Source organism: Fibrella aquatilis (assembly GCF_017353255.1).
Lineage (GTDB): Bacteria > Bacteroidota > Bacteroidia > Cytophagales > Spirosomataceae > Fibrella > Fibrella aquatilis.
On record NZ_JAFMYU010000020.1, the window covers coordinates 39,202 to 65,137 of the forward strand.

Consider the following 25,936-nt stretch of genomic DNA (forward strand, 5'->3'; position numbering starts at 1 on the left):
ATGGGATAAGAGACTTATAATTGTGCCATGAACACGTCAGCCACTATTACCGCCCGCATTGAGAACCTGACACCTGCTAGTCAGCGACTGTGGGGCAGGATGAGCGTTGGTCAAATGCTGACCCACTGCGCAGATCAACTACAGATTGTGATGGGCGAAAAAGCAGCAGCCCAACAGGGTAACGCTGTGACACGCTGGCTGATGAAAGGATTGGCGCTCTACGCACCCATGCCGTTCCCCAAAAATCTACGGACCATTGCCGAACTGGACCCAGACAAGCCGCTCATGACCCAACCCGTTGATTTTGTCCAGGACCGGGCCATGTTACTAGCGTTGGTTACACGGCTGCATCAATTGCCTGATAGCCAATTACTTGCTCATCCCGTGTTTGGTTCATTGACCAAGGCGCAAGCGGTAAAGCTCACCCATATTCACTTGGATCATCACCTGCGGCAGTTTGGGGTTTAGGTGTGCAGCCCTTAACCTGACGACGATGGGGAGATATAGGTCAGAGTCCGGACTGAAACTCCGCTGCATACTGCATATTGTAGAACTGCTCACTAATCACTGTTCACTGTAATAGTGAACTCCGTAAACTGTCCTTCTTCAGAGTCCACCGTTAGAGTGCCCCCGTAGCCTTTGGTGATGATGTCGTAGCTCAGCGACAGGCCCAGACCCGTGCCCTCGCCGGTGGGTTTGGTAGTGAAAAAGGGCTGAAACACCTTGCTTTGCACGCCCGCCGACATGCCCGTGCCGTTGTCACGAATGGTCAGCACAACGGCCTTGGCCACTTGTTTTGTCGTCACCAGAAGGGTGGGTTGGTAGGTTGGTCTGGCCAGTTGCTGCTGCTTGCACAGGGCATAGAAGGCGTTGTTGAACAGGTTCAGTAGCACCCGGCCAAACTCCTGCTCGACCAGCGCAACCGGGCCAAGGTCAGCGTCTAGATCGGTTTGTAGGGTGGCCTCGAAAGTCGGCTCTTTGATGCGCATGGCGTGGTAGGCCAGCTTGAGGTATTCGTGGCTCAGTTTGTTCAGGTCGGTGGGTTGTTTCTCGCCAACCATGCTTCGGCTATGTTCCAGCATACCCCGCACAATGGCCGATGCCCGGCTGCCGTGGTGCGTTATTTTGGCCAGATTCTGCCCCAAATCGGTCAATAGCTCCGTTTCCAACTCACCATCGCGGTCGGGTCGGCGCACCTCTTCCGACAGTTCAGAAACTAGTTCTGTGCTGACCTCGGCGAAATTATTGACGAAGTTGAGCGGGTTCTGAATCTCATGGGCAATGCCCGCTGTTAGCTCACCCAGGCTGGCCATCTTCTCCGATTGAATCAGTTGGTTTTGCGTGGCTTTCAGTTCAGACAGCGTTTCCTCTAATGCCTGCTTTTGATCACTCAGTTGCTGATTGGTGTGTTTTCTGGCCCGGTTTGCCCGCACGAGCAGGACCGCCGCTACCAACAGCAGCACCACCCAGCCACCCAAAGCAGCCAACAGCTGGCGCTGCCGGTCAGCCTCCTGATCGCGTAGCAGGCGTTCCTGAGTGAGCAGCTTGATCTGGGCTTCCTTTTTCTGGTTAGTCTGTTTGTATTGCAGCAACGCCAGCTGGTGGGCGGTTACTTCGGCGGTCAGGCTGTCTTTATATGCCGTGTATTGCAGGAAATAGTTGTAGGCCTTGGCGTAATCGCCTTTCTGGGCAAAGTTGGTGCTCAGTTGCTGGCTGGCATCGCGTAGTTGTTTTTTGGCGTTCAGTTGCTTCCCCAGTGTCGACCCGTTCAGGCTGGCGCTGATGAGGCTATCGAGCCACTGATCCGTAAAATGCGCTCGAATGCGGCCGGGAAAACCGCCAGACCGGTAACCAGCCCCCCGCTCACCGTCCTGCCCAGCGAATGCAGGCAGCGGCGGCATGAGAACACCATCCACTAGGCCATTGGGGTAAACAGACTTGCCAAGACCACGCTGCCGGACATAGCCACTGTCTGTTCGACTACCACGCTCGCGCCAAAGCGTTACCGTACCTTGCCCCATAGCCATACCTAGCGCCGAAAAAACCGGCCCGAACAAGACCGACCGTTGTTTGTACTGCCGCTGCAACCGGCCCAGGTTAGCCATTGCCCAGCCTGCTTCACTGACCAACTGGAGTTGACCACCCAGCCTGGTAGCCTGCGCAGCCAGATCACCGGCCGTTTGGTCCTGATCCTGTTCGGCATAAAGCGCCGCCAACTGGCTGAGCACCACCACCTGACCGGCTTGGTCGGCCAGGCGCCGGGCCGCCTGCAACAAAGAATCAGCGGTTTGGATAGATGCCCCACCCAGATTCTGCTGAACGGCCTCGTGAAGCTGACGCACGTCGGGATTCAGGTTTGACCGCTGCCGGGCCGTGCTGGCTGGTGGCTGGCTGGGTTGTGCATCAGCGAAGCCAACCAACGCCGTTTGCGCAGTGATCCATAGCACCGTCCATATCCCGAAAAAAAGCCACCTCATACACGCGAGCCATTGGTTTAACAAGACTGGTTCTGTTAGTCATATTGGTAGAAAGATATAGAAAATCACCCGCCTGTTGCGCTCAGCGCAGGAAATTAACCTGGCGGACGCACGAGCGGGTGATAGTCAGTGCTAAGGCGGGGCTAATTAGGCCCGGCCGGTCATTTTGGTCAGGGCCAGCAGTTGCTCTCCCGCTTCGGGGGTGAGTTGGCCGGGTTTCAGGCGCCATTGCCAGCTGTAACCACCCAGACCGGGGGTGTTCATGCGGTGTTCTTCGTTCAGATTCAGCACGTCCTGAATGGGCAAAATGGCCAACCGCGCCGTGGACTGAAGGGTCATCCGCGCAATAAGCGACACCACGTTTTCTTCCGTTACAAGCACACCGAAGTACTCGTTCAGCCGTTGGCGCAGGTCGTCGGCCCCCTGCCGGAACCAGCCCAGCGTGGTATTATTGTCGTGGGTGCCCGTGTAGACCACGTTGTTGAGCGTGTGGTTATGCACAATATGCGACGAGGTGGGCAGGTCGTCGCCGAAGCCAAACTGGGCCACGCGCATACCCGGAATGCCATAATGCCGCAAAAAAGGCTGGATTTCGGCCGACCGTGCCCCCAGGTCTTCGGCAATGAGGGGTAACTGTACAAACTGCCGGTACATGGCCTGAATAAACGCCTCGATAGGGGCCTTCACCCACGTACCCACTTTGGCCGTTGGTTCCGTAGCTGGAATTTCCCAGTACGTCTCGAAGCCCAGAAAGTGGTCGAGACGGGTGAGGCTATAGAGCGACATCTGGTGCCGCATCCGCCGAATCCACCAGGCAAAACCTGTGCGTTCGTGTTCGGCCCAGTCATAAATCGGGTTGCCCCAGCGCTGCCCGTCGGCAGAAAAATAGTCGGGTGGGGCGCCAGCTACGAAAAGCGGCAGGCCGCCTTCGTCTAGTTTAAACAGGGTTTTATTGCCCCAGACGTCGGCACTGTTTTGCTGTACGTAGATCGGAATATCGCCAACGATGTGGATTTTCCGGGCGTAGCAATAATTGATCAGGTCGTTCCACTGCTGATAGAATAAATACTGTAATACCTTGACAATCAGTATCTCGTGAGCCAGCCGTTCGGTTTGTGCCGTTAGTTCATCGGCATCGCGGCGCACCAGGGCATCGGGCCAGTTGTTCCAGGTCGGAATGTTCAGGTCTTGTTGCAAGGCTACAAACAGGGCGTAATCGTCGAGCCATTGGGCCTGCTGGTAGCAGAACGTGTCGAAGCCCAGGCCCGCCGTGGTCAGGCCCTGCTCCACAAAGGTTTCGGCGGCCCGGCGCAGCAGCGGTTGTTTCTTCGACCAGGCCGTGGCCATCGACGCTTCCGTGTTTTGCCATTCGGCGGCGAGTTCGGCCACTTCTCCAACGGGCAGCAGACCTTGCTCAACCAGCCTGTCGAAGCTGATCATGAGCGTGTTACCAGCAAACGCCGATGGGCTACTGTAGGGCGAAAAACCCGCGCCAGGGTCGAGGGGGGTAAGCGGCAGAATTTGCCAGTAGGTTTGTCCGGTGCTGGCCAGAAAATCAGCGAATCGGTACGCTTCGGGGCCAAGATCACCCACACCGTGAGGCGAGGGCAGCGACGTAATGTGGAGCAGGATACCGCTCTGACGAAGTTGCAACATGAAGTGAAGTCGTTGAGTAACAGATTTTTATCAGGTGAGTATACCGCGTTAAGTAACCCGTCGTTTCTGATAAAACCTACCTCCTTCAACTTCACACCCAAGCGAATAGTTTGCACCACCACCGAATCTGTCTATTGTCTTTGCCAGAGCCAATTGCGTCTTTGTTTAAGTCCACGATTTCTCAAACCTCACTCCTACCCATGCCCTGTTTTCGGTACTTATTCCTCTTATGGGTTGCCCTTTCGGCCCAACGCATCACGGCCCAAACCACCCCCGACTCGGTCACTATTTTCGTGGAAAAGCCAACCGTGAAAATCATGGCTGGTAAAGAAAAGCTCAACGACCAACCCTTGCACCTGACTCGTGTTGATCATCTCGAGGGGGTTCCTTTAGCGGCAGGAGTAAACAGAATGGCGCTGCCTGTTCAGGTACTGGATGAATACCATCGGGTGGTGTATCTGTTTGACAAACCGGAAACGGTTCGACTGGTGTTCGACTCAACACTAAAACGTTGGAAAGCCCATTCAGAAAATGCCCAACGCGACCACGCTCTGAATGTCGACGTGGCTTATCGCCAACACGTTGACCCATCTGCTAGTATACCTGATTTTTTTAGCTACCACTTTTTTAACGAAAAAAACCCACAGAAACGGGAAACACTGATTCGGGCAGCGGAAACAAAACAACAGGCGTTTTTGCGAAGCTATGCCGCGCAGCATCAGCTATCAGCCGCCGACGTACAACGATGGGCCAACTACTACAAATTCAATTTTTTAAATCGGTTGCTCATGGCACCGCTAGGGTTAGCCCCGCACCCCTACCGGGCTAAACTTGCTGCTCTGTCGACCAACTATCAAAATGATTCGCTTATCTACTTGTCAGACTACCTATCGGGGGCGGGCATGTGTGTCTTTCAACAGTTAGCCAATGTCAGTGGTGTAAAGAAGATAACCCTTACTCAATGCTATGAGCTTAGCAATCAGCTATACAAAGGGCCTACCCGCGATTATATACAGTTCCGCAACGCCATTGGTGGATTGCTGAATTGGTATGATCCATCCCCTACTAAAGCCGAAGCAGACTCTGTGGTTACGCGTTTTATAACCGACTGCCAGACACCTGCGCTCAAAGAATACATCCAAAATCTGCTTGCTTTCAGGCAGATGCCGGTTTCGGAGGGTACCTTGCTGACCACTGCCAAGAAGCCTGTCTCCTTCCGCGAAGCCACCACCGCCGCTGCCGTTACCTACGTGGACTTCTGGGCTAGTTGGTGTGGTCCCTGCCGCGAAGAAATGCCCGCCTCGAAGGCCTTGCAGGCTGTCTACGCTCCCAAAGGCGTACGGTTTATCTACGTGTCGATGGACAAGGTACCCGCCGCCTGGGAAACTGCCATGAAGGGTATCGGCCTGGCAGCATCAGACAGCTACCTGTTGCCCAAAGATTTCACCTCCTCGGTAGCTAAAAACCTCAAAATTAAGTCAATACCTCGTTATCTGGTGATTAACAAGGCGGGTAAAATGATTTCGACTGACGCTCCCCGCCCTAGCACCGCCGCCATCCGCACTATGCTCGATGCGGCGTTGAAATGAGTTTGCTGAAACCTCACTTCAGCGCTGCCATCACCGCCTCATCGCCCACGAGGGCATGGGCGGGGCGGGGGTGTTCGAGGGAGAAAACGGCCAGGTCGGTGGGGGTGAGCAGGGTGTTGGGCGATTCGTCGATCTGGCCGTTTGTCAGAATTCGGTTCAGGTCGAGGCCCAGGTGTTTGGCCAGGAAACGGTAGGCGGCGGCGCGCTTGCCGGGGCCATAATCGTGCTTTTCGGTAGCCAAATGCACGTTTTCGACGTTGGCCGTGGCTCCATAGAAACCATAAATTCGTTGCACAAAGGGATACTCAACCGTGGGGGTGTTCTTGGTCCAGTCGCCCCCGTCCGATACCAGCAACAGGGGACGGGGTGCGGCCAGGGCGGCCAGCTCTACGTTGTTGGTCTCGTGGGTGGGCCGCTTGTGAATGGGCATCCCGCTTTCGCAGGCGCAGCCCCCAAAAAAATACGACGACACCATCACCACCGGCACCGACACCTTCACGCGGTTGTCCAGCGCGGCCAGCAAAAACGTCTGCGTCCCCCCACCCGATTCTCCCGACATGCCTACGCGGGCCGTGTCTACGTCGGGGAGGCTGGTGAGGAAATCGAGTGCCCGGATGCCATTCAGGGCTTGCAGCTTCAGGGCTTTGGGTAGCTTGTGTATGCACTGTTTCGAGTCGCCGTAGTCGAGCATATCATAGACAAACACTACCGCGCCCATCCGGGCCATGGTGGCGCAGCGCTGCTGGGTTTGTTCCGCAAAACGGGCGTTCTGCTCTTTGGCGTGGCCGTGTGGGCAAAGCACCGCCGCCAGCTTACCAGCCTGATTCAGCGGTCGGTACAGATTGCCCGTCACGAAAATGCCCGGCAGGCTCTCAAAGGCCACGTTTTCTACCGTGTAGCCATTCATGGTGCGCAGGCTGTGGCGAATGGGTTGCAGCGGGGCAAAGGCCGGTTGGGCGGGTAGTTCCATACCCTCGCGCAGCCCCTGCCGAATCAGGGCGGCCTGCGTTTCCCAACTTGACCGGTCGGTATATAATCGGGCCGTTTTGCGTAGCTGACGTGCACCCTTCTTTTCAGAGTAGTACTTGCCCTGCCGCAGATCTGGTTGGGCAGCATTCGGCTGAGCAACAACTACCAAGCACATAAGTACCTGACAAACAATGAGTAACGACACTAACTTAACTTGCATAAGGGTAGTTGTTGGCACGGCACTGAAAGCGAATGGAGATAGCGGCTTACCCATGTCTGAGGGCACGTTGCTTCACTAAGCAGGGGGTAAAAAGTGCGCCGTAAGCCCTTTGAGCCTACAAAACCGCTCCAATATGACAACCTGGTTATACCCCCTCGGCCTGGTAGCACTAACCCTTTTTGGTCTGCAAACGCCAGCTACTGATAAGCCCCAACTATTGCCGAAGTCAGGTCAGTTTGTGGCGGATACGACCAATCGCCCCGACGAAAACCGGTTCACCAAAACGGTACTTTTCAATGACCTCAACGAACCCATGGAACTGGCCGTGGCCCCCGACGGACGGGTGTTTTTTGTGGAACGGGCGGGCAAGTTTTATATGTATGACCCCACCACCCGCAAGACCCGGCTGCTGCATGATTTTCCCGTAAAAGCCGTCGAGAAATACCTCAATGGCCTGCTGGGCATCACCATCGACCCCGATTTTGCGCGGCACCCCTACCTCTATTTCTTTTACACCACGCAGGACGGCGACAAAACCAAACAACGCATTGCCCGTTTCACCGTAGCCAACGACAACACCCTTGACCTGGCTAGTGAAAAAGTGGTGATCGAGTTTCCCATCGACCTGGAAGTGAGCGCCCACACGGGTGGTTCTATGGCCTGGGATGCCCACCGCAACCTGTTTATTTCCACCGGCGACAATACCGTACCTTTTGAATCACAGGGCTTTGCGCCCATCGACGCGCAACCGGGGCGGCTGGTGTACGATGCCCAACGGTCGGCGGGAAACCCGAACGATCTGCGGGGTAAAATCCTGCGCATCACCGTCGACCTGGACGGCAACTACACCGTGCCCAACGGCAACCTGTTTGCCAAAGGCACTTCTGGCACCCGTCCCGAGATTTTTGTGATGGGCTGCCGCAACCCTTACCGCATCTCTGTCGACACGGCCACCTCCACGGTGTACTGGGGCGAAATTGGCCCCGATTCGGGCGTAGACGGGCCACAGGGACCACGCGGCTACGACGAATTCAACCAGGCCAAACAGGCGGGCAACTACGGCTGGCCCTATTTCGTGGGCGACAGCAAGCCCTACCACCACTACGATTTTGCCACCAAAACCGTAGATGCGCTGTTCGACCCTGCCGCGCCGGTTAACGAGTCGCCCAATAATACGGGAGCCAAAACCCTGCCGCCGGTTCACAAACCCATGGTCTGGTATCCGTATGGTAAATCCGATGAGTTTCCGCAACTGGGAGTAGGTGGTCGTTGCGCCATGGGTGGCCCAACGTATCATTACAGCGCGGCGCTAAAATCGACTACCAAACTGCCCGTCTATTACGACAAGGCCCTTTTTATGTATGACTGGATGCGCAACTGGGTAATGGCGGTCCGCCTCGACGAGAACCAGAACTACCAATCGATGGAGGCCTTTATGCCCAAAACGGGTGATTTCCGGCGTCCTGTCGATATGGAAATCGGGCCGGAGGGGTCTATCTACATGCTCGAATACGGCTCGGTCTACGGTATCGACAACGACGATGCCCGGCTGGTTCGGCTCGATTTCAATCCCGGCAACCGCGCGCCGGTGGCCAAAATCACGGCTAAAGACACCATTGGCCTAGCCCCGCTTACGGTGGCTTTCGGCAATGGCAGCTATGACTACGACAAGGCCGATCAGCTCGCCTATTCCTGGCAGTTCGAGGGCGAAAAGACCCCTACGGTAGCCGCTACGCCCACGCATACGTTCCGCAAAAACGGCATCTATAAAGTGCGCCTCACCGCCACTGATGGGGCCGGACGCAAAGACGTCGACACGCTGACCATCCGGGTGGGCAACACCCTGCCGCAGGTAGCGATCAGCACAACCGATAACAAAACGTTCTTCTTCCCCAACCAGAAAACGTTGGTTTACAACGTGATGGTGAAAGACAATGAAGACAAGCTCATCGACAAAAAACGGGTGAACGTAGCCCTGAATTACATTCCGAAAGTAGCCGATAATAGCCCCCAACTGGGCCATCAGCAACTTTCGGCGACCTATAACCTGGGCAAATCGCTCATTGCGGGCAGCGACTGTAAAGCCTGCCATCAGGTGGCGGCCAAGTCGGTGGGGCCAGCGTTCACGGAGATATCGAAGAAATACCGCGACGACAAGACGGCCACCGCCAAACTGGCCAACAAGATCATTACGGGTGGCGGCGGCGTCTGGGGCGAACACGCCATGAGCGCCCACCCCCAGCTCTCGCGCGACGAAACTACCGAGATGGTGAAGTACATTATGTCGCTGGGCAATGAACCTACGGCCTCCAAACTGCCGCAAGCGGGGACTGTTGATTTAGCTGCCCACCAGGGCACCGACCAGAACGGCCGCTATATCCTCACGGCCTCCTACACCGACCGGGGCGGGGCCATCACGCCCATGACCACGTCTGAAACGCTCCTGCTACGTCCAACGCGTTTCGCCGCCGCCGAGGCTACCGACCTGCACAATATTGAGCGGCAGGGCAAGCGGCTGGGCAGTGCCCACGATGGGTCTTCTTTCGCGTTGAAAGGCGTTGACCTCACCGGCATCACGGACGTGACCTACCGCTATGGAGCCAAAGATCACGGCGCTACGCTCGAAATACGAACCGGATCACCCACCGGCCCCGTCATCAGCACGACCCCTTACACCGCCACCGGCGACTGGCGCACGTTTGCCAACGTCCGGGCGACCATTCAGCCCACCACCGGCAAGCAAGACCTTTATTTCATCTTCCGTAAACCCGACGACCCCAAAGCAAACCTGGTTTCGCTGGAGAGTGTGACGTTTGAAAAATAGCGTATTGATTTACGATGTACAACTTACGATTTGGGCTGACGCGGGAGTCGTAACTCGTACATCGTAATTCAATACCTGTCCAGCAGGTACGTTAGCGCGGCCATGGAGGCGGCGCCGAGTTCGAGTTCGCGCTGGCTGACGGCCTCAAACCGGTCGACAGTGGTGTGGTGGTAGTCGAAATAGCGCTGCGAATCGGGTTTGAAACCAAAGAGCACCGTACCCGACTGCGCCAGCGGGCCAATGTCGGCGCCACCGCTGCCCGCGCCAATGTCGGTGAGGCCGTAGGGGGCCAACAGGGGTTTCCAGGGGGTTACTTTCTCGCGCTGGGCAGAGGTGCCCACGATGCCAAAGCCACGGGGCGTAAACCCACCCGCGTCTGATTCGATGGCCGCAATGTGCTTCTCGTTCTTCGTTTTGGCCATATCGGCATAGGCCACCCCGCCGCGCAGGCCGTTCTCTTCGTTGGCAAACAGCACTGCCCGGATCGTCCGATTTGGCTTGATTCCCAGTGCTTTAAACAACCGCAACACCTCCATCGACTGCACACAGCCGGTGCCATCGTCATGTGCCCCTTCGGCCACGTCCCACGAGTCGAGGTGGCCGCCTACCACAATGATTTCGTCGGGTTTCTCGGTACCGCGCAGTTCGCCGATCACGTTGTATGATTTGGCATCGGGCAGGGTTTCGCAGTTTTGTTTGAAAAAGAAGGTCAGCGCGGGGTTCTGGCGCAGGGCTTCGCTGAGGCGGTCGGCGCCGTTGGTGCTGATGGCCGCCCCCGGAATCAGGGGCACGCCCGTGGCATAGCGCAGCCCACCCGTATGGGGGTTGTCGTCACGGACGTTGGTCATGGACCGCACAATCACGCCTACGGCACCGAGTTTGGCGGCTTCATTGACCCCGTTGGCACGCTGGTCTACGGCCCCGCCATAGGCCTCGAATGTATTGATTTTAGTGGGGTCCATGGGGCGGTTGAAAAAGACGATCTTTCCCTTCACCTGCGCCGGGTCTATAGCCCGCAACTGGGGAAACGAAGTCACTTCAATCACGCCCGCCTCGATTCCCCTGGGCGGCGTAGCTACCGACCCGCCGAGGGCCAGAATCGGCACCGTTGTCTTCTGTTTTCCAACCGTGAAATAAGCTTCTTCTTTGGCACCACGTACCCAGTGCGGCACCATCACCTCCTGCAAAAACACCCGGTCGAAACCTTCCTTTTCCATCACCTGTTTGGCCCAGTCTACTGCCTTCTGCCCATTGGCCGACCCACTCAGCCGTGGCCCCACCTGCTTGGTCAGGTACCGCAGCCATTCGTAGGCTTTGCCCTTACCCAGGGCCTCATTATACATCATCCTGATGGTAACGGAATCGGCGTTTTGAGCGCTGGCACCGAGCGTAGACAGGCTTAAACAGAGCGTAAAGAATGTTTTCATGACGTGGTTGTCTATCGTGAATGAGCAAGATACGGCACGTAGACAACAAACAGCGCGGCCACTTTCCAGCCCAAAACCTAGATCAACCCTATGGTCGACGAGTGCTGCATTGCTTCGGCGCTGTGTTTAAAATAGCAGCAGGGTATGCCAGCCGCTTCTATAGGAGCAATCGTAGCTAGTACCTCCGCCTTTTTTGCCGGTCCTACCTGCCGGAGATACACACAACGGATTTGAGTGGCATGATGCTTCACCACGCTGGCGTAGATATGCGGGTCGGCCTGGGTGTCGTCGCCGAGCAGCACAAATCGGTGGTGGGGATAGGCTGCCAGAATGCGGGCAATTCGGTCGAGTTTGGTCAGGTGCTTATTTTGGCCAGTTTGGCGTAGCTGGCTAAATCGCTTTAACTGGCTCAGCATTAGCACCCCCACGGGTAGTTGGTGCTTCTGCAAAAACGCGCTGAGGTAATCGTACAGGTTCCACTCGCTGCTCGACACGTAGAAAAATGGATTGGGCTGATCAGCGTTGGTACCGGCCAGACTCAGGGCCTGATAATGCCGCACGACACCGTCAAACGGCATTCGTCCGTGGGCATTTCGGAAGAGCAACACGCGTAGCCGTTTTAGCTTGGTGGCCGAATGTGAAATCAGAAAGGTGTCGTCAATATCCGAGATAAAGCCATACTGGGTGGCGTAGGGCACGTATACATCGCCCGTGCCGGTAACTACTGCCTCTTTGGCTGAGCCACGAATCAGGTCGACCTGAACCGGATGCCAGCCTGGCAAGAGTGGCGCGGCGGGTTGCCAGTCGAAGCGGAAAAAGCCATCTACATCAGTTGTGGCCATTACGTTGGTACCCTGCAAGCGTACCTCAACCTGAGCCATAGGCCGAACCATGAAGAGCCGGAGCATATCGACCATATTGGTCCAGAGACGTTGCTGATAATGGCGTTGCGGCAGGGGGCTAAGTGCCAACACATGCCCCTGTATGGTCAACTGTGTAGGGGTGCCAAAACCGCGATAGACCTTCACCGCCGGCTGGCCGGTCAGTCGCATTGTTCGTAGAAAAAAGGCTCGCCAGCCACCTAAAAAGCGCATAACTAGTTTATAAGGCTATGGTAACGTTGTGTTGATAAGGACGTCGGCAGATGAAGTTGCCTTTCACGCTAAAAAATAGCCCGATTGACTATCCTCTTTGCTATAAACCCGGTTTCCGGTGGAAAAGATAAAACTGATACAGAACAGGCTATCCAGACCTTCTGCCAACAGTTTAATCACACGGCTCATTTACTGATCCTTACCGGTCAGGGCGACGACCTGCTTCTCCGCGATGCTATACGCACAACTAAGCCCGACCGGGTGGTGGCCGTGGGGGGCGATGGCACCGTGAAACTCGTGGCCGAAGAAGTACTGGGCACCAACACGCCCATGGGCATTCTTCCGGCAGGGTCGGCCAATGGTCTGGCCTTTGAGCTGGGCATTCCCCCAACCATCGACGAAGCACTGGACGTGGTAGTGAATGGCCATACCAAACTACTCGACACCATTTGCGTTGACGATGCTGATAACTGCCTGCATATGAGTGACATAGGCATGAACGCGCAGCTGGTCAACTATTACCAGCAAAACAACTGGCGGGGTAAACTGGGCTATGCGCGTGGGGCATTGCGGGTGTTGCTACGCCACCGATTGCTGAAAGTCAGCCTTAAAATGGGCGACGAAATCATCCACCGTGCCGCCATCATGGTGGTGCTGGCCAACGCTCGAGGCTACGGCACCGGGGCGGTTATAAACCCGGATGGCAAGCTGGACGATGGGGTTTTTGAAGTAGTCATTGTGCGCCGGTTGTCTATCTGGGCATTGCTGACCATGTTCTGGCAACACGCCCCCTTCGACCCTAAAGTGGTGGATATCATTCCCACGCAATCGGTTCATATCACCACCCGACGGAAAGCCTATTTCCAGATTGACGGCGAATATCAGGGGCGGGTAACTGAGGTACGGGCGCAGATCAGACCGGGGCAACTGCCCATGATGGTTCCTCCGTCATAACCCTGGTCGACCACATGACAACCGCTCAACTCAACACCCTCCTGCAACGCCGGTTCGGCCAGATAGCCACCCGCTACCCCACCGCCACGCACTGGCTAGCCAAACGATTATCGACTGACGAATTTACCGGACTACCACTCACGGGGCTGCTTGGGCTATTGGTGGGTACGGGCCTGCTGTTGTCGGAAGTGGCCGAAAATATTGTCAAGGCCGAGCCGATGGTGCAGATCGACAACCTGTTTACGCACTGGCTGTTTCAGGGCCGGTCGAGCCGGTTGAGTCAGCTGTTTTATGGCATCACCTGGTTTGGGTCACGCCCCGCCACGGTGGGGTTTACATTGCTTGGATCAATTGTGCTACTGTGGCAACGTCAGCGGCGTAACGCCCTGATTCTTTGGCTCTTGCTGGGCGGAGTATCGCTCTTTGTGCAGGTGGGCAAGCGTACGTTCATCCGTCCTCGTCCGCAGGAGGTGGCCTATTACCCGGAGGTGGGCTACTCGTTTCCCAGCGGCCATTCAGCGGTGTCGATGACCCTCTACGGACTGCTAGCCTACTGGGCCATCCGCCGGCTACGTTCCGCCACAGCGCGGCTACTGATGGGATTAGTTGCTGTCTGTTTAATCCTAACTGTGGGGTTTAGCCGCATCTATCTGGGCGTTCACTTCCTCAGCGACGTGCTGGGCGGCTACCTGCTGGGCATCGCCTGGCTTAGTGTAGGCATCATCCTCTCGGAATGGCAACGGAAGTAAGTCATTACGCTGCGCCCGCACCGGCGTACCGGTCATTCGATAGTCATTCATTGTTTTTACTACTGAATGACTATCGAATGACCGGTACGCCGGTGCGGGCGCAGCGAATGACCAATGACCACCCACTCACATATTAATTGCCCGGTTGTCGGTAGCCACCAGGCAGGCTTCTTTGAAGGCTTCGGTGTAGGTGGGGTGGGCGTGCGAAATGCGCGACACGTCTTCAGCCGAGGCACGGAACTCCATAGCCATCACCGCTTCGGCAATCATGTCAGCGGCGCGCGGACCAATAATGTGTACGCCCAGCAGTTCGTCGGTTTCTTTGTCGGCCAGCACCTTCACTAGCCCATCGATATCCATCGACGCGCGCGCACGGCCCAGGGCTTTAAAGGGAAATGAACCCACTTTGTAGGCCATGCCCTTGTTCTTCAGTTCTTCTTCGGTATAGCCCACAGCGGCCACTTCCGGCCAGGTGTATACCACGTTCGGAATGAGCAGGTAGTTCACGTGCGGCTTCTGCCCGGCAATAGTTTCGGCAATAAACACGCCTTCTTCTTCGGCTTTGTGCGCCAGCATTGCCCCCCGAATCACATCGCCGAGGGCGTAGATATGAGGCACTTTGGTTTGTAGGTGGTCATCGACCTCGATCTTACCGCGCCCATCCACAGCCAAGCCCGCCGCTTCCAGGTTCAGGCCATCCGTGTAGGGTTTGCGGCCTACAGAAACAAGGCAATAGTCGCCGGTCATGGTGATGGTTTCCCCTTTTGGTGTTTCCACCGACACGACCACTTCGCTGCCGGTATTTTCTACTTTCGTGACTTTGTGGTTAAAATAGAAATCAGCACCCAGCTTTTTCACGGCCTTCTGAAGTTCCTTTCCCATGGTCTTGTCCATGGTCGGAATCATCGAATCGGCGAACTCCACGAAGGACACTTTAGCCCCCAGCCGGGCATATACCGACCCCAGTTCGGCCCCGATTACGCCCGCACCGATGATAATCATGTGCTTCGGAATTTCGGTCAGTTTTAGGGCTTCGGTGCTGGTGATGACGCGCTTCTTGTCCAGCGGCATCGACGGAAACGACATCGGCTTTGAACCAGTGGCGATGATGATGTTCTTACCCGAAATGGTTTCTTCACCCCCTTCCGTTTTGGCAATCTTCACCGTATGCGCATCCACAAACGAACCGACGCCATAATAGGTATCGATCTTGTTTTTCTTCATCAGAAAGACAATGCCCTTGGTGGTTTGGTCGACCACATCCTGCTTGCGGGTAATCATCTGCGGCAGGTCGACGGCCAGGTGGTCGAGCTTGATACCGTGTTCGGCGAAGGTGTGGCTGGCGTTGAAAAAGTGCTCTGATGAATCCAGAAGGGCCTTCGAGGGAATACAACCCACGTTAAGGCAGGTGCCGCCGAGGGTGTTGTATTTTTCAATAATGGCCGTTTTCAGGCCCAGTTGGGCACACCGAATGGCCCCAGTATAACCGCCCGGTCCCGAACCGATAACGATAACGTCGTATTCCATAAATGTTGCGAATTAGCTATTTAATAAGCGTTGCCGAAGCAAAATTGGTTCGGAATTCGATGCGTAGCGATGTGCAGGCAACACTTTGTATAGAGTGGGGCAATCAGCCGCCAACGCCATTGTCAATCTACCTATGAGTAAGCCGCCTAAACTATATTTGCTCAACGCTTACCCGTAGGAAAGGCTCTGAACAGACGTAACTCGAAAAGACACTTTCCCCAACATTTAAGTAGAAAAAATTGTCAACTACTAACCAAAATGAAAGAGAACGTATTTAAAAACATAGCGTCGATGGTCAGTCTCCCACCGGAAGAAGTGCAGTTTTACGAGTATTATTTTGAGCACATGACAATTTCCAGAAACACTATTATAGAGGAAGAAAATAAAGTGCCAAAATATCTTTATTTTATCAACGCCGGCTACATGCGTCTATTCTACTACGATGACAACGGCTATGAGCAAACTAGCTTTTTTGGCTCACCAAACGGTTTTATCGCATCATTCAACGCGCTCATCAACCAAACAAAAAGTACTGAGAACGTAGAATGCATAACTGATTGTGATTTATTGAGAATATCATATACGAATACTAAAGAACTGATAGGCAAAAGCGAAGTTTTCAGAGATTTCAGCTTGGCCATGATTCAACAAGCGTTGTCGGCACCAGACTATAGAGCAAAAGACCTGGCAACGCTCAGTGCAGAACAACGATACAAAAAGATGCTTGATTCACAACCTCAGCTAGTACAAAATATTCCGCTTCTCTATATAGCTTCTTTTTTGGGCATTAAACCGCAAAGCCTTAGCCGGATAAGAAAGCAGATTAAGTAACAAATGTGAAGTGCGCTTACTTTTTTAGCCACGACTTTTGCCTGTCAACTCAGGCCAAAAGTTCATGAAAGCGCCCCGGCAACCCTCACGTCTAATTGTATCGCTCACCATTGCGCTGTGTTTGAGTACGCTAGCTGCGTTCTCTCAAAACGCCTTAATTGGCAAGTGGGCAGATAGAGATCATAAAGACAAGCAAGTAGAAATAGTATTGCTGAACGGCAAATTGGTTGGTAGAGACCATAACGGGAAGCTTGTGTTTAAAGATCTGGTTTTTGATACGAAAACCAACCTTTACAATGGTGTCTTACTCAATCCAGACAAGGAGGGTGAAACATTCAAGATATCAATCAGTTTGCTCTCAGTTACGGAATTCACGTTCAAAGTGAAAAAATATTTTTTTTCTAAATCCTTTACGTTTATCAGGGCAAACTAACTCAACCAATCAACATCATGCTGGAATCCATCGCAGAAGTGCTTAAATCAATCATTGGTAGCCTAGCTGTTACGCTGGTGCTGCTGACGGTAGTTTACCTCATTTTTTGGAAGCTACTAAGCAAGAAGATAGCTAAAAAACGTATTCAACTCTCGAATCGGGTAGGTTGGCATCAGCTTTCTTTCGAAATAAAAAATACCATTATATCACTGCTGGCGGCTGGTGTGTTTACAGGTGGCATTCTTTATTTAAGCAATCGTGGTTACACAAAACTATACACCAATTTTGGTAAGTACGGTTGGCTGTATGAAGTATTAATTGTATTCGTTTTGCTGTTATGGTCAGATACCACTTTTTATTGGATACACCGCTGGCTACACACAAAACGTATGTACAAGTATATCCACGCAGTACATCATGAAAGCCTGGATACATCTCCGTACACATCCAATTCATTTCATTTTTTAGAACCTATTTTTCTGACGCTAGCGATTGCCCCGTTGTTCTTTATATTTCCAATCTCAGCGGCGGCACTGGGTGTAACGCAGGTTATAGGGACAGTCAATAATATTAAATCGCATCTGGGTTATGAATTTTTTCCTGCCTGGTTTCGGAAATACTGGCTTTTCAATAATTTAGTTACCAGCACACACCATAATCTGCACCACACGCAGTATAATGGCAATTATGGTTTGATGATTCGCTTTTGGGATAAGTTTTGTGGCACGGAGCTAAAAGATACCGATAAAGTGTTTGATGAAATTCAGCAGCGAAAAAAAGTAACGATTACCAACAATACCCACCACAGAAAGTTGGTAATTAGTAATATCGTTCATGAAACAGTCGATGTTACCAGCCTTTATTTTGAACCTACAGATGCTGCTTTTTATAATTACTATGCTGGGCAATACCTGGATGTACTCGTAGAAATAGATAGCCACAAATACCGTCGTTCATTTTCACTAAGTAGCTCACCTGGTCAGGATAAATTTTTACGAATAACGGGAAAACGTCATGGGATAGTAACAAACTGGTTTGCCGATAAAGCCAAAATTGGCGATCAGATTGAGGCGCTATTGCCTGTGGGTGACTTTAGACTCCACAACGAAAATTCAGGCAATCATTTATTCGTTGCCGGAGGAAGCGGTATAACGCCTTTGTATGCCATGATAAAGACGTTGCTTCATCAGGACAACGCCAGTAAAATCAGTCTGCTCTATGCTACTAAATCAGCAGACGCGATTATTTTTAAAGATGACTTGGATACCCTGCAAAGTCAGTTTCCCACCAGATTTAACGTCAGCTACTTTATTAGTGGCGTAAATAGATTGAGCCAACCTGATATTGAGGCTGTAGTCAATCAATGGAAAGACCTGAGTTGTTATATCTGCGGGCCGGTTGAACTGAAAGACAGCGTGAAACGCTATTTGGCCGATGCCGGGTTGCCGAAAGAAAAACTGTTCACGGAAGATTACGCCGATGGGTACGTCAGCCTTCTGAGCGCATTAACCCGGTAGCCTAAGTCAGTTGTGCTTACTCTTTGGGTCGCTTGAATACCACGACAATGCCTGCCGAGGCGCTGCCACCGTCGAAGAGGCTGATGCTTTTGGCTTCGATGGTTTGCATAGCTACCATCTCCCAGCCTAGGTTGCCAAACTTGTTCAGCTTGTCCTGAAACTCATCGAGTTGGTCGGGGCGGAAGCTGATCGAGATGTATTCCCACTGCGTCATTAGTCATAGAATCGTTTGAATAAAAACAGCAACTCAACGCCTACCACACTCGTGCCCAATTGCACGCAGTTTACCAGTTCCCAGTCCTGTTCACCCTGTTCATTGAGAATATCTTCCACCACCTCAGCCGGAATCATCGGACTTTCAGCCGCCTCGTCATTCGAGAAGAATGAAGACGACGACTGCGCCATAACTTTGGTTTTCAACGTCTTATATTCCCAGGGCATAAAAAAGAGAGGTTAAAGTTTAAAGTCTAAGGTTTAAAGTTGGCTGGCGCTAGCTTACTTATGCGCCAGCCAACTTTAAACCTTAGACTTTAAACTTTAAACTTGTTTTACACGTCCAGCAGGATCCTTGTTGGGTCTTCGAGGAGTTGCTTGACGCGCACCAGGAAGCTAACCGATTCTTTGCCGTCGATTACGCGGTGGTCGTAGCTCAGGGCCACGTACATAATGGGACGCACCTCAATCTGGCCATTGATAACCACGGCCCGCTCCACAATATTGTGCATACCCAGAATGGCCGACTGTGGGGCGTTGATGATCGGCGTTGAGAGCATAGACCCGAAAATGCCGCCGTTGGTGATCGTGAACGTGCCGCCCTGCATCTGCTCGATAGTCAGTTTGTTGTCACGCGCCAGACCCGCCAGCCGCACCACTTCTTTCTCGATCTGCGGAAAACTCATCTGCTCGGCGTTCCGAATCACGGGCACCACCAAACCCCGCTCCGACGATACGGCGATGGAGATATCGCAGTAGTCGTTGAACACCAATTGATCACCGTCGATCATGGCGTTTACGGCGGGGAACTCGCGCAGGGCAATGCAAACGGCTTTGGTGAAGAATGACATGAAGCCGAGACCCACCGCATATTTCTCCTTGAACTTGTCTTTATACTTTCCACGCAGATCCATGATCGGCTTCATGTCGACCTCGTTGAAGGTCGTGAGCATAGCCGTTTCATTTTTCACGGCCACCAATCGACGGGCGATGGTCTTGCGCAACGAGGTCATTTTCTCGCGCCGCTGATTACGACTGCCGGGCTGGGGGCTGGGGGCCTGGGGCGCGGTAGCCGCGGGCTTGGCTGCTGCCAGGGCTGGTTGTGGCGCAGGGGCTGGTGCGGGTTGCGGAGCTGGCGCGGGAGCCGGACTGGCCGACAGGGCATCACCTTTCGTGATGCGTCCGTCTACACCTGTACCCTGCACTTGCGAGGCCTCAACGCCTTTTTCAGCCAGAATTTTGGCGGCAGCGGGCGACGGATAGTTAGCGGCATAGGTGTCTTTTCCGTTGCCATTGGTAGCTGGGGGCGCGGAGCTGGTCGCCTGGGGTTGTTGCGGAGCGGGGGCAGCGGGGGCCGTGGTAGTGGCACCAGTAGCCGCACCAACTTCGATCCGGGCAATGGTGGCACCAATAGCCAGCGTAGCACCGGCTTCGGCCACAATGCGTAACGTACCGGCGGCTTCGGCGGGGAGTTCAAACGTGGCCTTGTCCGACTCCAACTCGCAGAGGGTTTCGTCCATGGCCACGGTGTCGCCGTCTTTTTTGCTCCACACAGCGATAGTCACTTCGGTAATCGACTCACCCACCGATGGAATTTTCACTTCAATGGTACTAGCTGGGGCCGACATGGTGGGCTGAGCAGCGGGTTCGGCTCGGTCCGACGGGTCGGCCGCCTGCAACGCTGGAGCAGGTTCGTCGGCAGGTTTGGCGGGCGTTGCCGTCATGGCCGGTGCTGGCGCAACGGGTTGTTCCGTAGGAGCCGGGGCCGCCTGCGCAGCAGGTGCCGGGGCAGCGCCGTTCGATGAACCGCCCTCGTCAATCGTGCAGATGGTGGCACCAATAGGCAGCACGTCGCCGGCCTGAGCCATAATGTGCAACGTACCGGCCGTGTCGGCAGGGAGTTCAAACGAGGCTTTGTCCGAATCGAGGGTACAGAGCACCTCATCGACCTTCACGACGTCGCCTTCTTTTTTCAACCATTCGCCCACCGTCACTTCAGTAATGGACTCACCCACTGCGGGGACTTTAATTTCAATAGCCATAATAAAGGGGGTTCATTGGTAGTCATTCGCTCCACGTCATTCATTGTCATTTCTTGTTAACACGGCAACAAATGACAATGAATGACGTGGAGCGAATGACTACCAATGACATTTTTTATGAAAACGCTTTAGCAACCAGTTCGGCTTGTTCCTGGGTGTGGACTTTGGCGAAGCCGGTGGCGGGTGATGAGGCTGATTCGCGGCCCACGTAGCGCAGGTTGCGCGCATACATCCGGCGCAGAATGAACGACCAGTAGCCCATGTTTTCGGGTTCTTCCTGCACCCAGACGAGTTCAGGCTTTTTGTACTGATTCAGCACGGCATCCAGTTGCGTTTCGGGCAGCGGGTATAGCTGCTCCATCCGCACAATGGCCACGTCGGTACGTTCATCGGCCTGTTGTTTTTCCAGTAGGTCGTAGTACACCTTGCCCGAGCATAGCAGCACCCGCTTCACCTTTTTGGGATCAGCGTAGGCATCGCCAATCACTTCGCGGAAGCTACCGTTCACCAGTTCGTCCAAGGGCGAAACGGCCAGCGGATGACGCAACAGCGATTTTGGCGACATGATAACCAGCGGCTTGCGGAACTCCCAGGCCAACTGCCGACGCATGGCGTGGAAGATGTTGGCGGGCGTGGTAATGTTGGCCACTACCATGTTGTTTTCGGCACACAGCTGTAGGTAGCGCTCCGGACGGGCGTTTGAGTGTTCCGGTCCCTGCCCTTCATAGCCGTGCGGCAGCAGCATGACCAACCCGTTCTGAATACCCCACTTCGATTCGGCGGCGGCAATAAACTGGTCGATGATGACTTGCGCGCCGTTGGCAAAATCGCCGAACTGCGCTTCCCATATCACCAGCGCGTGGGGCGCGGCCATCGAGTAGCCAAATTCAAAACCCAGCACGCCGTATTCCGACAGCAGCGAGTTGTAAATCTGAATCGGCATCTGCCCCTCCTGAATGTGGTTCAGGGGGGTGTACTGCTGGTTGTTTGTTACATCGTGCAGAACGGCGTGGCGGTGCGAAAACGTACCCCGCTGTACATCCTGCCCACTGAGGCGAACTACCTTATTTTCAAGCAGAATAGACCCATAAGCCATTTGCTCTGCTACCGACCAGTTGACCATCTTGGTCTCGAAAATCATCTTTTGCCGATCGCTGAGCAGCTTGTCAATCTGTTTCAGGGGCTTGAAATCAGCGGGCACGGCTGTCAGGGCTTTACCAATTTTCTCCAGCGTTTCGGCAGGCACACCCGTTTGCGGCGGCTGCCTGAAATCGGCGGGTTCGGCGTAGCGCAGTTCGGCCCACTGCTGATCGAGACGCAGCGGTTTGTAGGGCAGGCCGGGCTTCTGTTTCACCTGATCGAGCCGGTCCTGCAACACCTTTTTGAACTCGGCATCCATCTTGCTGGCCAACGCGGCGTCCACGTCGCCCCGCTCAATCAGCAGCTTGCTGTACATCTCGCGGGGGTTGTTGTGCTTCTCGATAACCGAGTACATGGTCGGCTGCGTGAATTTGGGCTCGTCGCTCTCGTTGTGGCCGTACCGACGGTAGCAGACCATGTCGATGAAGACATCGCGCTTGAACATCTCGCGGAATTCAACGGCCAGTTTAGCGCAGAAAATAACCGCCTCCGGGTCGTCGCCGTTGACGTGAAAAATGGGCGCGTCGATGATCTTGGCCACGTCGGAACAATAGATCGACGAACGGGCATCGTCAAAGTCGGTGGTGAACCCGATCTGGTTGTTGATCACAAAGTGCAGCGTACCACCGGTCTGATAACCAGGCAGTTTGGCCATTTGTGTCACCTCATATACAATACCCTGACCGGCCACGGCGGCGTCGCCATGAATCAGGATGGGCATGATTTTGGCGAAATCGCCGGCGTACTCTTCGTCGGCCTGGGCGCGCACGAAGCCTTCCACCACGGGGTTCACCGCTTCGAGGTGCGAGGGGTTGGGGGCCAGTTTTACGTTGATCTCTTTGCCGCTGGCTGTCTTGGTCAGGCTGGTGTAGCCGAGGTGGTATTTCACGTCGCCGTCGCCATGCACCTGTGTGGGTACGCTACCCTCAAACCCATCAAAAATGGCTTCGTAGGATTTACCCAAGATGTTGGTCAACACGTTGAGTCGGCCGCGGTGGGCCATGCCAATCATCACTTCCTGAACACCCAGATCGGCGGCGCGGCTGATGATGGCATCGAGGGCCGGAATGGTGGTTTCACCCCCTTCGAGCGAGAATCGTTTCTGGCCCAGGTACTTGGTATGCAGAAAGTTTTCAAAAATAGAGGCCTCATTCAGCTTCTCCAGAATCCGCTTTTTCTCATCGGGCGTGGGGCTGAAGGTAAGGGCTTCTTTCTCAATTTTGTTCCGCAACCAGTTCTTCACGTCGATCTCGCGGATGTACATATACTCGAAGCCGATACGGCCCGCGTAGATGGTCTCCAGCGATTCCATGATTTTACGTAGCGTGGCTGCACCAATGCCCAGCAGTTTGCCTGCCTCGAAAACCGTATCCAGGTCAGCTTCCGACAGCGCGTAGTCGGTGAGGCTAAGGCGGGGATTACGGTCTTTTCGCTGGCCGATGGGGTTGGTTTTCGACAGCAGGTGCCCCCGCGACCGGTAGGCTTTGATCAGGCTGGCGACCGATACTTCTTTCTCGCTCTGTTTGGCGTCGGTGGGTGCGGTGGCGGAACCGTTGGTGGCGGTGCCATTGGGTTTCCCGTTGGCCGGGGCGCTTTTGTCGGCGGGATCGCCGTAGGCTAGCGAAAACTCAAACCCTTTAAAAAATTGCTGCCAACTGGTGTCGACCGAGGCGGGGTCCTGCTTATACGACTGGTACAACTGGTCGATATAGGCCGCATCGGAGTTGGCTACATAAGAGTACTGATCCATGATTGGTTGCAACGCGCTGTTTAACAGACAAAGGTAAAGCAAAGGGCACGAACGGGTAGGGAAAAGTTCCTTATTTTATCCTATTTGGCCCATTACTTGCACGTCGTATAGAAACAACCCGCTTTACTGATAATTGGTTGATTCGGGGGAATAAGGGGAGTGCAGGTATGGTAAATGTGGCTATGCGCTGATAGGTTGCTGACGCCTGGCCCTTCGACCAGGCGTCAGCAACCTATCAGCGCATAGCCACATTTACCCCATTCGCGTTCTATTTCTTTGCTCAAAAAGTGCGTATTTAGCCCTTTCTGCTCCCAACTGCATGAAGACGATACTCTTATTTTGTATGCTAACGGCCCTGCTGGGTTGTGAATCGTTTACGCTGGAACGGCGAAGTTTTGCCAACTGCATTCCGCCATCGGCCACCATTGGGGCCACTATCAATCGCCTACAGGCCGATTTATTCCTCCAGAATCCCAGTGCCGACATCCGGTCGGTGAGTTGGGATTTTGGCGACACGCGGGCCTTGCCCCAGACCGGGGTGAAGACAGCCTACAGCTACGACAAAGCAGGCACCTACGTGATTAAGGCCATCCTTACCAACTCGTGCAGCCAAACAGCTCTCGCCACCCGGTCAATAACTGTCAATAACTAAGACAGTAAACTGAAAACACTACTTTCCATGATCTATCACTACTTTCTTCGTAGCTGGTTGTTCCTGCTCTTCGCCGGGCTGACCACCGGCGTGTTGGGACAGGGCCGCGTTAGCAATGTGCGGATGCGCGCCCCCGACCAGCAGTCTGTCGAGATTTATTACGACCTGAAAAACGCTCAGCCGAGCGACTCGGTCTATGTGCGGCTGCAACGCCGGTCGGGCATTTTGGTCAAGCCCAACGCGGCCAACGTGTCGGGGGCCATTGGCCAGAACCAGACAGACGGGCGCGACAAAAAAGTAGTCTGGAACCTGCGCGAGAACAAATTGCTGCTCCGCGAAGAAGTGCGGGCGGTGGTGCTGGTGAAGCAGTTGGGCACTGCCGGGGTGGTGGCTGAAGCGCCTAAACCCGAACCACCCGCCGCCGAAGAAAAACCGTATGAGAGCGTAGCTACCCGCCGCTACACCGGTCCGGGCTGGGCGTTGCTGTCGGCACTGGCACCGGGTATCGGCAATATTTTTGTGCAAAATCCGACACCCAAAGTGGGCTTTCGTCCGTTGGTAACGGTAGCGGCCTATGGGCTGCTGCTCTACGGGGCCGGGCAGCAGGGCGATGCCAAACAGGCTTATGATGCCTACAGCCGGTCGCCGTCGGAAACTGAGGGGGAGCCATTCTACCAGCAGGCCAACTCGGCGCATCAGCGGTACTACATTGCCACCCGCGCTGCCGGCCTGATCTGGCTGACCGATGTAACGCTAACGTTGCTAAAAGGCCTTCGCAACGAGCGTGCTGCCAAAAAACAGCCTGCCGTGTCACTCAATCTCAACTACCAGGCTAACACCCCCGTGGCCTTATTCCGCTACTCGTTTTAAGCTACTTTCTATGCGTTCGCTATTCCTGTTTTTCAGTATCGCCCTGGTTTCACACACCGCTTTCGGCCAGAAAGCTACCGTTGTCTCGGCCGCCAGCGACTGGACCACCCTGGGCATCACCGCCACCGACACCGTGGCCACGGCTGTAGCTGCCAAACCAGGCCGCAAAGCCAAAGGACCCAAAACTACCCTGGCCCCAACACCCGTTGCCGAGGCTACGAAGCCGACAGCTAAAACGACGGCGGTAGCCAAAACACCCGCCCCGAAAGCAGAAGCTAAGCCCGTTACGGCCAAAACAGACGCCAAACTCGCTACCCCAAAAGCAGCAGACCCAGCCAAAGACAAGACGACCTCGTTTCTGGAAACCTTCGCCGATAACCATAATGGCTGGCTGGTGGGCAAACGCAATGGGTTTGTGCTGGAAGTGGCCAAAGACAGCTACTATATCCGCAAAGAAAAAGCTGACATTACCCGCCCCGGTCGCAGCTACATCAAACTCCCCGACGACCTCAATTTGAACAAAGCCGATACGTTTACGGTGAGCGTAGAAATGGTAGTGCCGGCCAACAGTGAACCCGATGGCGGGCTGTTGATAGGGGTGAAAGACACGAGCAATTATTGCCAGTTTCGGCTCATCGGCACCCAGAAAGTGTCCTTGTATACTCGCGTGAATGGCACGGCTATGGCTACTTATATGCCCGGCAAACCCACCAACGCCAAGGTGCCTATTGACCCGGTGCGCAACACGCTCACCATTCGCCGCACCGGCGATGACCTGCACTTCTTTATCAACGGCAAAGAAGTGGAAGACAGCCCCCACTCCTTCCGCAACTTCAAAGGCAACGGCGTGGGCTTCATCTCCTTCACCGACGCCACCAAGTTTCAATACCTGACAGTGCAAGTGGGAAAATGATTTACGATGTACGAATTACGAATTACGATTTGTTGCTTACGCCTGTTTAGACTTGCGTAAGCAACAAATCGTAATTCGTAATTCGTACA

General features: G+C 54.4%; 21 protein-coding genes. 11 read left to right on the forward strand and 10 right to left on the reverse strand.

All coding sequences use genetic code 11. The annotated features are described in order from the left end of the window. Positions 1 to 27: 27 nt before the first annotated feature. On the forward strand, positions 28 to 468 hold the full coding sequence (locus tag J2I48_RS20950; protein ID WP_207337459.1) for a DUF1569 domain-containing protein: 441 nt from the start codon (positions 28 to 30) through the stop codon (positions 466 to 468). Positions 469 to 560: 92 nt separating this feature from the next. Here J2I48_RS20950 and J2I48_RS20955 read toward each other — a convergent pair whose 3' ends face one another. Together J2I48_RS20955 and malQ are read right to left on the reverse strand one after the other, a co-directional pair. Continuing rightward, positions 561 to 2,477 carry a sensor histidine kinase gene (locus tag J2I48_RS20955; protein WP_207337460.1) on the reverse strand — a complete coding sequence of 639 codons (1,917 nt, stop codon included), beginning with the start codon at positions 2,475 to 2,477 and terminating at the stop codon, positions 561 to 563. A gap of 147 nt (positions 2,478 to 2,624) precedes the next feature. Then, on the reverse strand, positions 2,625 to 4,133 hold the full coding sequence (gene malQ / locus J2I48_RS20960) for a 4-alpha-glucanotransferase (protein WP_207337461.1): 1,509 nt from the start codon (positions 4,131 to 4,133) through the stop codon (positions 2,625 to 2,627). Positions 4,134 to 4,333: 200 nt separating this feature from the next. Between malQ and J2I48_RS20965 the strand changes: the two genes are divergently transcribed. Further along, positions 4,334 to 5,722, forward strand: a complete 1,389-nt coding sequence (locus J2I48_RS20965; protein WP_207337462.1) for a TlpA family protein disulfide reductase — start codon at positions 4,334 to 4,336, stop codon at positions 5,720 to 5,722. Positions 5,723 to 5,735: 13 nt separating this feature from the next. Here the strand turns inward: J2I48_RS20965 and J2I48_RS20970 are convergent, their stop codons facing one another. After that, the gene (locus J2I48_RS20970; RefSeq protein ID WP_207337463.1) at positions 5,736 to 6,911 is read right to left on the reverse strand and encodes an alpha/beta hydrolase; all 1,176 of its coding nucleotides are present in this window, start codon (positions 6,909 to 6,911) and stop codon (positions 5,736 to 5,738) included. Positions 6,912 to 7,044: 133 nt separating this feature from the next. Here J2I48_RS20970 and J2I48_RS20975 point away from each other — a divergent pair, with 133 nt between their 5' ends. After that, complete coding sequence (locus J2I48_RS20975) at positions 7,045 to 9,735, forward strand: PQQ-dependent sugar dehydrogenase (protein ID WP_207337464.1); 2,691 nt, start codon at positions 7,045 to 7,047, stop codon at positions 9,733 to 9,735. Between the two features lie 68 nt (positions 9,736 to 9,803). Here the strand turns inward: J2I48_RS20975 and J2I48_RS20980 are convergent, their stop codons facing one another. Further along, positions 9,804 to 11,162, reverse strand: a complete 1,359-nt coding sequence (locus J2I48_RS20980; protein ID WP_207337465.1) for a M28 family peptidase — start codon at positions 11,160 to 11,162, stop codon at positions 9,804 to 9,806. A 77-nt stretch (positions 11,163 to 11,239) separates the two neighbouring features. Continuing rightward, on the reverse strand, positions 11,240 to 12,214 hold the full coding sequence (locus tag J2I48_RS20985; protein ID WP_207337466.1) for an App1 family protein phosphatidate phosphatase: 975 nt from the start codon (positions 12,212 to 12,214) through the stop codon (positions 11,240 to 11,242). Positions 12,215 to 12,340: 126 nt separating this feature from the next. Here J2I48_RS20985 and J2I48_RS20990 point away from each other — a divergent pair, with 126 nt between their 5' ends. Then, complete coding sequence (locus J2I48_RS20990) at positions 12,341 to 13,210, forward strand: diacylglycerol/lipid kinase family protein (protein WP_207337467.1); 870 nt, start codon at positions 12,341 to 12,343, stop codon at positions 13,208 to 13,210. Between the two features lie 14 nt (positions 13,211 to 13,224). Further along, entirely contained in the window at positions 13,225 to 13,959 is a 735-nt protein-coding gene (locus J2I48_RS20995) for a phosphatase PAP2 family protein (RefSeq protein WP_207337468.1), read from the forward strand. Between the two features lie 126 nt (positions 13,960 to 14,085). Here the strand turns inward: J2I48_RS20995 and lpdA are convergent, their stop codons facing one another. Then, positions 14,086 to 15,486 carry a dihydrolipoyl dehydrogenase gene (lpdA, locus tag J2I48_RS21000; protein WP_207337469.1) on the reverse strand — a complete coding sequence of 467 codons (1,401 nt, stop codon included), beginning with the start codon at positions 15,484 to 15,486 and terminating at the stop codon, positions 14,086 to 14,088. A gap of 258 nt (positions 15,487 to 15,744) precedes the next feature. Between lpdA and J2I48_RS21005 the strand changes: the two genes are divergently transcribed. The 3 genes from J2I48_RS21005 to J2I48_RS21015 all read left to right on the forward strand — a co-directional run bounded on the left by J2I48_RS21005 (position 15,745) and on the right by J2I48_RS21015 (position 18,267). Beyond that, positions 15,745 to 16,317 (forward strand): Crp/Fnr family transcriptional regulator, encoded by a 573-nt coding sequence (locus J2I48_RS21005; protein WP_207337470.1) that lies wholly within the window; start codon positions 15,745 to 15,747, stop codon positions 16,315 to 16,317. Between the two features lie 64 nt (positions 16,318 to 16,381). Next, the gene (locus tag J2I48_RS21010) at positions 16,382 to 16,750 is read left to right on the forward strand and encodes a hypothetical protein (protein ID WP_207337471.1); all 369 of its coding nucleotides are present in this window, start codon (positions 16,382 to 16,384) and stop codon (positions 16,748 to 16,750) included. A 17-nt stretch (positions 16,751 to 16,767) separates the two neighbouring features. Continuing rightward, positions 16,768 to 18,267 carry a sterol desaturase family protein gene (locus J2I48_RS21015; protein ID WP_207337472.1) on the forward strand — a complete coding sequence of 500 codons (1,500 nt, stop codon included), beginning with the start codon at positions 16,768 to 16,770 and terminating at the stop codon, positions 18,265 to 18,267. Positions 18,268 to 18,283: 16 nt separating this feature from the next. Here J2I48_RS21015 and J2I48_RS21020 read toward each other — a convergent pair whose 3' ends face one another. The 4 genes from J2I48_RS21020 to J2I48_RS21035 all read right to left on the reverse strand — a co-directional run bounded on the left by J2I48_RS21020 (position 18,284) and on the right by J2I48_RS21035 (position 23,412). Continuing rightward, a complete protein-coding gene (locus tag J2I48_RS21020) occupies positions 18,284 to 18,481 on the reverse strand; it encodes a DUF4177 domain-containing protein (protein ID WP_207337473.1) in 198 nt (65 codons plus the stop codon). Next, complete coding sequence (locus J2I48_RS21025) at positions 18,481 to 18,708, reverse strand: DUF4177 domain-containing protein (protein WP_207337474.1); 228 nt, start codon at positions 18,706 to 18,708, stop codon at positions 18,481 to 18,483. Before J2I48_RS21025 ends, J2I48_RS21020 begins: the two co-directional genes overlap by 1 nt. Before the next feature lie 107 nt (positions 18,709 to 18,815). Then, the gene (gene odhB / locus J2I48_RS21030) at positions 18,816 to 20,522 is read right to left on the reverse strand and encodes a 2-oxoglutarate dehydrogenase complex dihydrolipoyllysine-residue succinyltransferase (RefSeq protein WP_207337475.1); all 1,707 of its coding nucleotides are present in this window, start codon (positions 20,520 to 20,522) and stop codon (positions 18,816 to 18,818) included. A gap of 115 nt (positions 20,523 to 20,637) precedes the next feature. Beyond that, on the reverse strand, positions 20,638 to 23,412 hold the full coding sequence (locus J2I48_RS21035) for a 2-oxoglutarate dehydrogenase E1 component (protein ID WP_207337476.1): 2,775 nt from the start codon (positions 23,410 to 23,412) through the stop codon (positions 20,638 to 20,640). Between the two features lie 319 nt (positions 23,413 to 23,731). Between J2I48_RS21035 and J2I48_RS21040 the strand changes: the two genes are divergently transcribed. From J2I48_RS21040 to J2I48_RS21050, 3 genes are read left to right on the forward strand one after another with little or no spacing between them, the layout of a single operon-like run. Then, on the forward strand, positions 23,732 to 24,064 hold the full coding sequence (locus J2I48_RS21040) for a PKD domain-containing protein (RefSeq protein ID WP_207337477.1): 333 nt from the start codon (positions 23,732 to 23,734) through the stop codon (positions 24,062 to 24,064). A 27-nt stretch (positions 24,065 to 24,091) separates the two neighbouring features. After that, positions 24,092 to 24,934, forward strand: a complete 843-nt coding sequence (locus J2I48_RS21045) for a hypothetical protein (RefSeq protein ID WP_207337478.1) — start codon at positions 24,092 to 24,094, stop codon at positions 24,932 to 24,934. A 10-nt stretch (positions 24,935 to 24,944) separates the two neighbouring features. Then, entirely contained in the window at positions 24,945 to 25,847 is a 903-nt protein-coding gene (locus J2I48_RS21050) for a hypothetical protein (RefSeq protein WP_207337479.1), read from the forward strand. Positions 25,848 to 25,936 lie beyond the last annotated feature (89 nt).

Bases quoted from the DNA above. Each gene is read 5' to 3' on its own strand.
- J2I48_RS20950 (WP_207337459.1), top strand. From the start codon at position 28: ATGAACACGTCAGCCACTATTACCGCCCGCATTGAGAACCTGACACCT.
- J2I48_RS20955 (WP_207337460.1), bottom strand. From the start codon at position 2,477: ATGAGGTGGCTTTTTTTCGGGATATGGACGGTGCTATGGATCACTGCG.
- malQ (WP_207337461.1), bottom strand. From the start codon at position 4,133: ATGTTGCAACTTCGTCAGAGCGGTATCCTGCTCCACATTACGTCGCTG.
- J2I48_RS20965 (WP_207337462.1), top strand. From the start codon at position 4,334: ATGCCCTGTTTTCGGTACTTATTCCTCTTATGGGTTGCCCTTTCGGCC.
- J2I48_RS20970 (WP_207337463.1), bottom strand. From the start codon at position 6,911: ATGCAAGTTAAGTTAGTGTCGTTACTCATTGTTTGTCAGGTACTTATG.
- J2I48_RS20975 (WP_207337464.1), top strand. From the start codon at position 7,045: ATGACAACCTGGTTATACCCCCTCGGCCTGGTAGCACTAACCCTTTTT.
- J2I48_RS20980 (WP_207337465.1), bottom strand. From the start codon at position 11,162: ATGAAAACATTCTTTACGCTCTGTTTAAGCCTGTCTACGCTCGGTGCC.
- J2I48_RS20985 (WP_207337466.1), bottom strand. From the start codon at position 12,214: ATGCGACTGACCGGCCAGCCGGCGGTGAAGGTCTATCGCGGTTTTGGC.
- J2I48_RS20995 (WP_207337468.1), top strand. From the start codon at position 13,225: ATGACAACCGCTCAACTCAACACCCTCCTGCAACGCCGGTTCGGCCAG.
- lpdA (WP_207337469.1), bottom strand. From the start codon at position 15,486: ATGGAATACGACGTTATCGTTATCGGTTCGGGACCGGGCGGTTATACT.
- J2I48_RS21005 (WP_207337470.1), top strand. From the start codon at position 15,745: ATGAAAGAGAACGTATTTAAAAACATAGCGTCGATGGTCAGTCTCCCA.
- J2I48_RS21010 (WP_207337471.1), top strand. From the start codon at position 16,382: ATGAAAGCGCCCCGGCAACCCTCACGTCTAATTGTATCGCTCACCATT.
- J2I48_RS21015 (WP_207337472.1), top strand. From the start codon at position 16,768: ATGCTGGAATCCATCGCAGAAGTGCTTAAATCAATCATTGGTAGCCTA.
- J2I48_RS21020 (WP_207337473.1), bottom strand. From the start codon at position 18,481: ATGACGCAGTGGGAATACATCTCGATCAGCTTCCGCCCCGACCAACTC.
- J2I48_RS21025 (WP_207337474.1), bottom strand. From the start codon at position 18,708: ATGCCCTGGGAATATAAGACGTTGAAAACCAAAGTTATGGCGCAGTCG.
- odhB (WP_207337475.1), bottom strand. From the start codon at position 20,522: ATGGCTATTGAAATTAAAGTCCCCGCAGTGGGTGAGTCCATTACTGAA.
- J2I48_RS21035 (WP_207337476.1), bottom strand. From the start codon at position 23,412: ATGGATCAGTACTCTTATGTAGCCAACTCCGATGCGGCCTATATCGAC.
- J2I48_RS21040 (WP_207337477.1), top strand. From the start codon at position 23,732: ATGAAGACGATACTCTTATTTTGTATGCTAACGGCCCTGCTGGGTTGT.
- J2I48_RS21045 (WP_207337478.1), top strand. From the start codon at position 24,092: ATGATCTATCACTACTTTCTTCGTAGCTGGTTGTTCCTGCTCTTCGCC.
- J2I48_RS21050 (WP_207337479.1), top strand. From the start codon at position 24,945: ATGCGTTCGCTATTCCTGTTTTTCAGTATCGCCCTGGTTTCACACACC.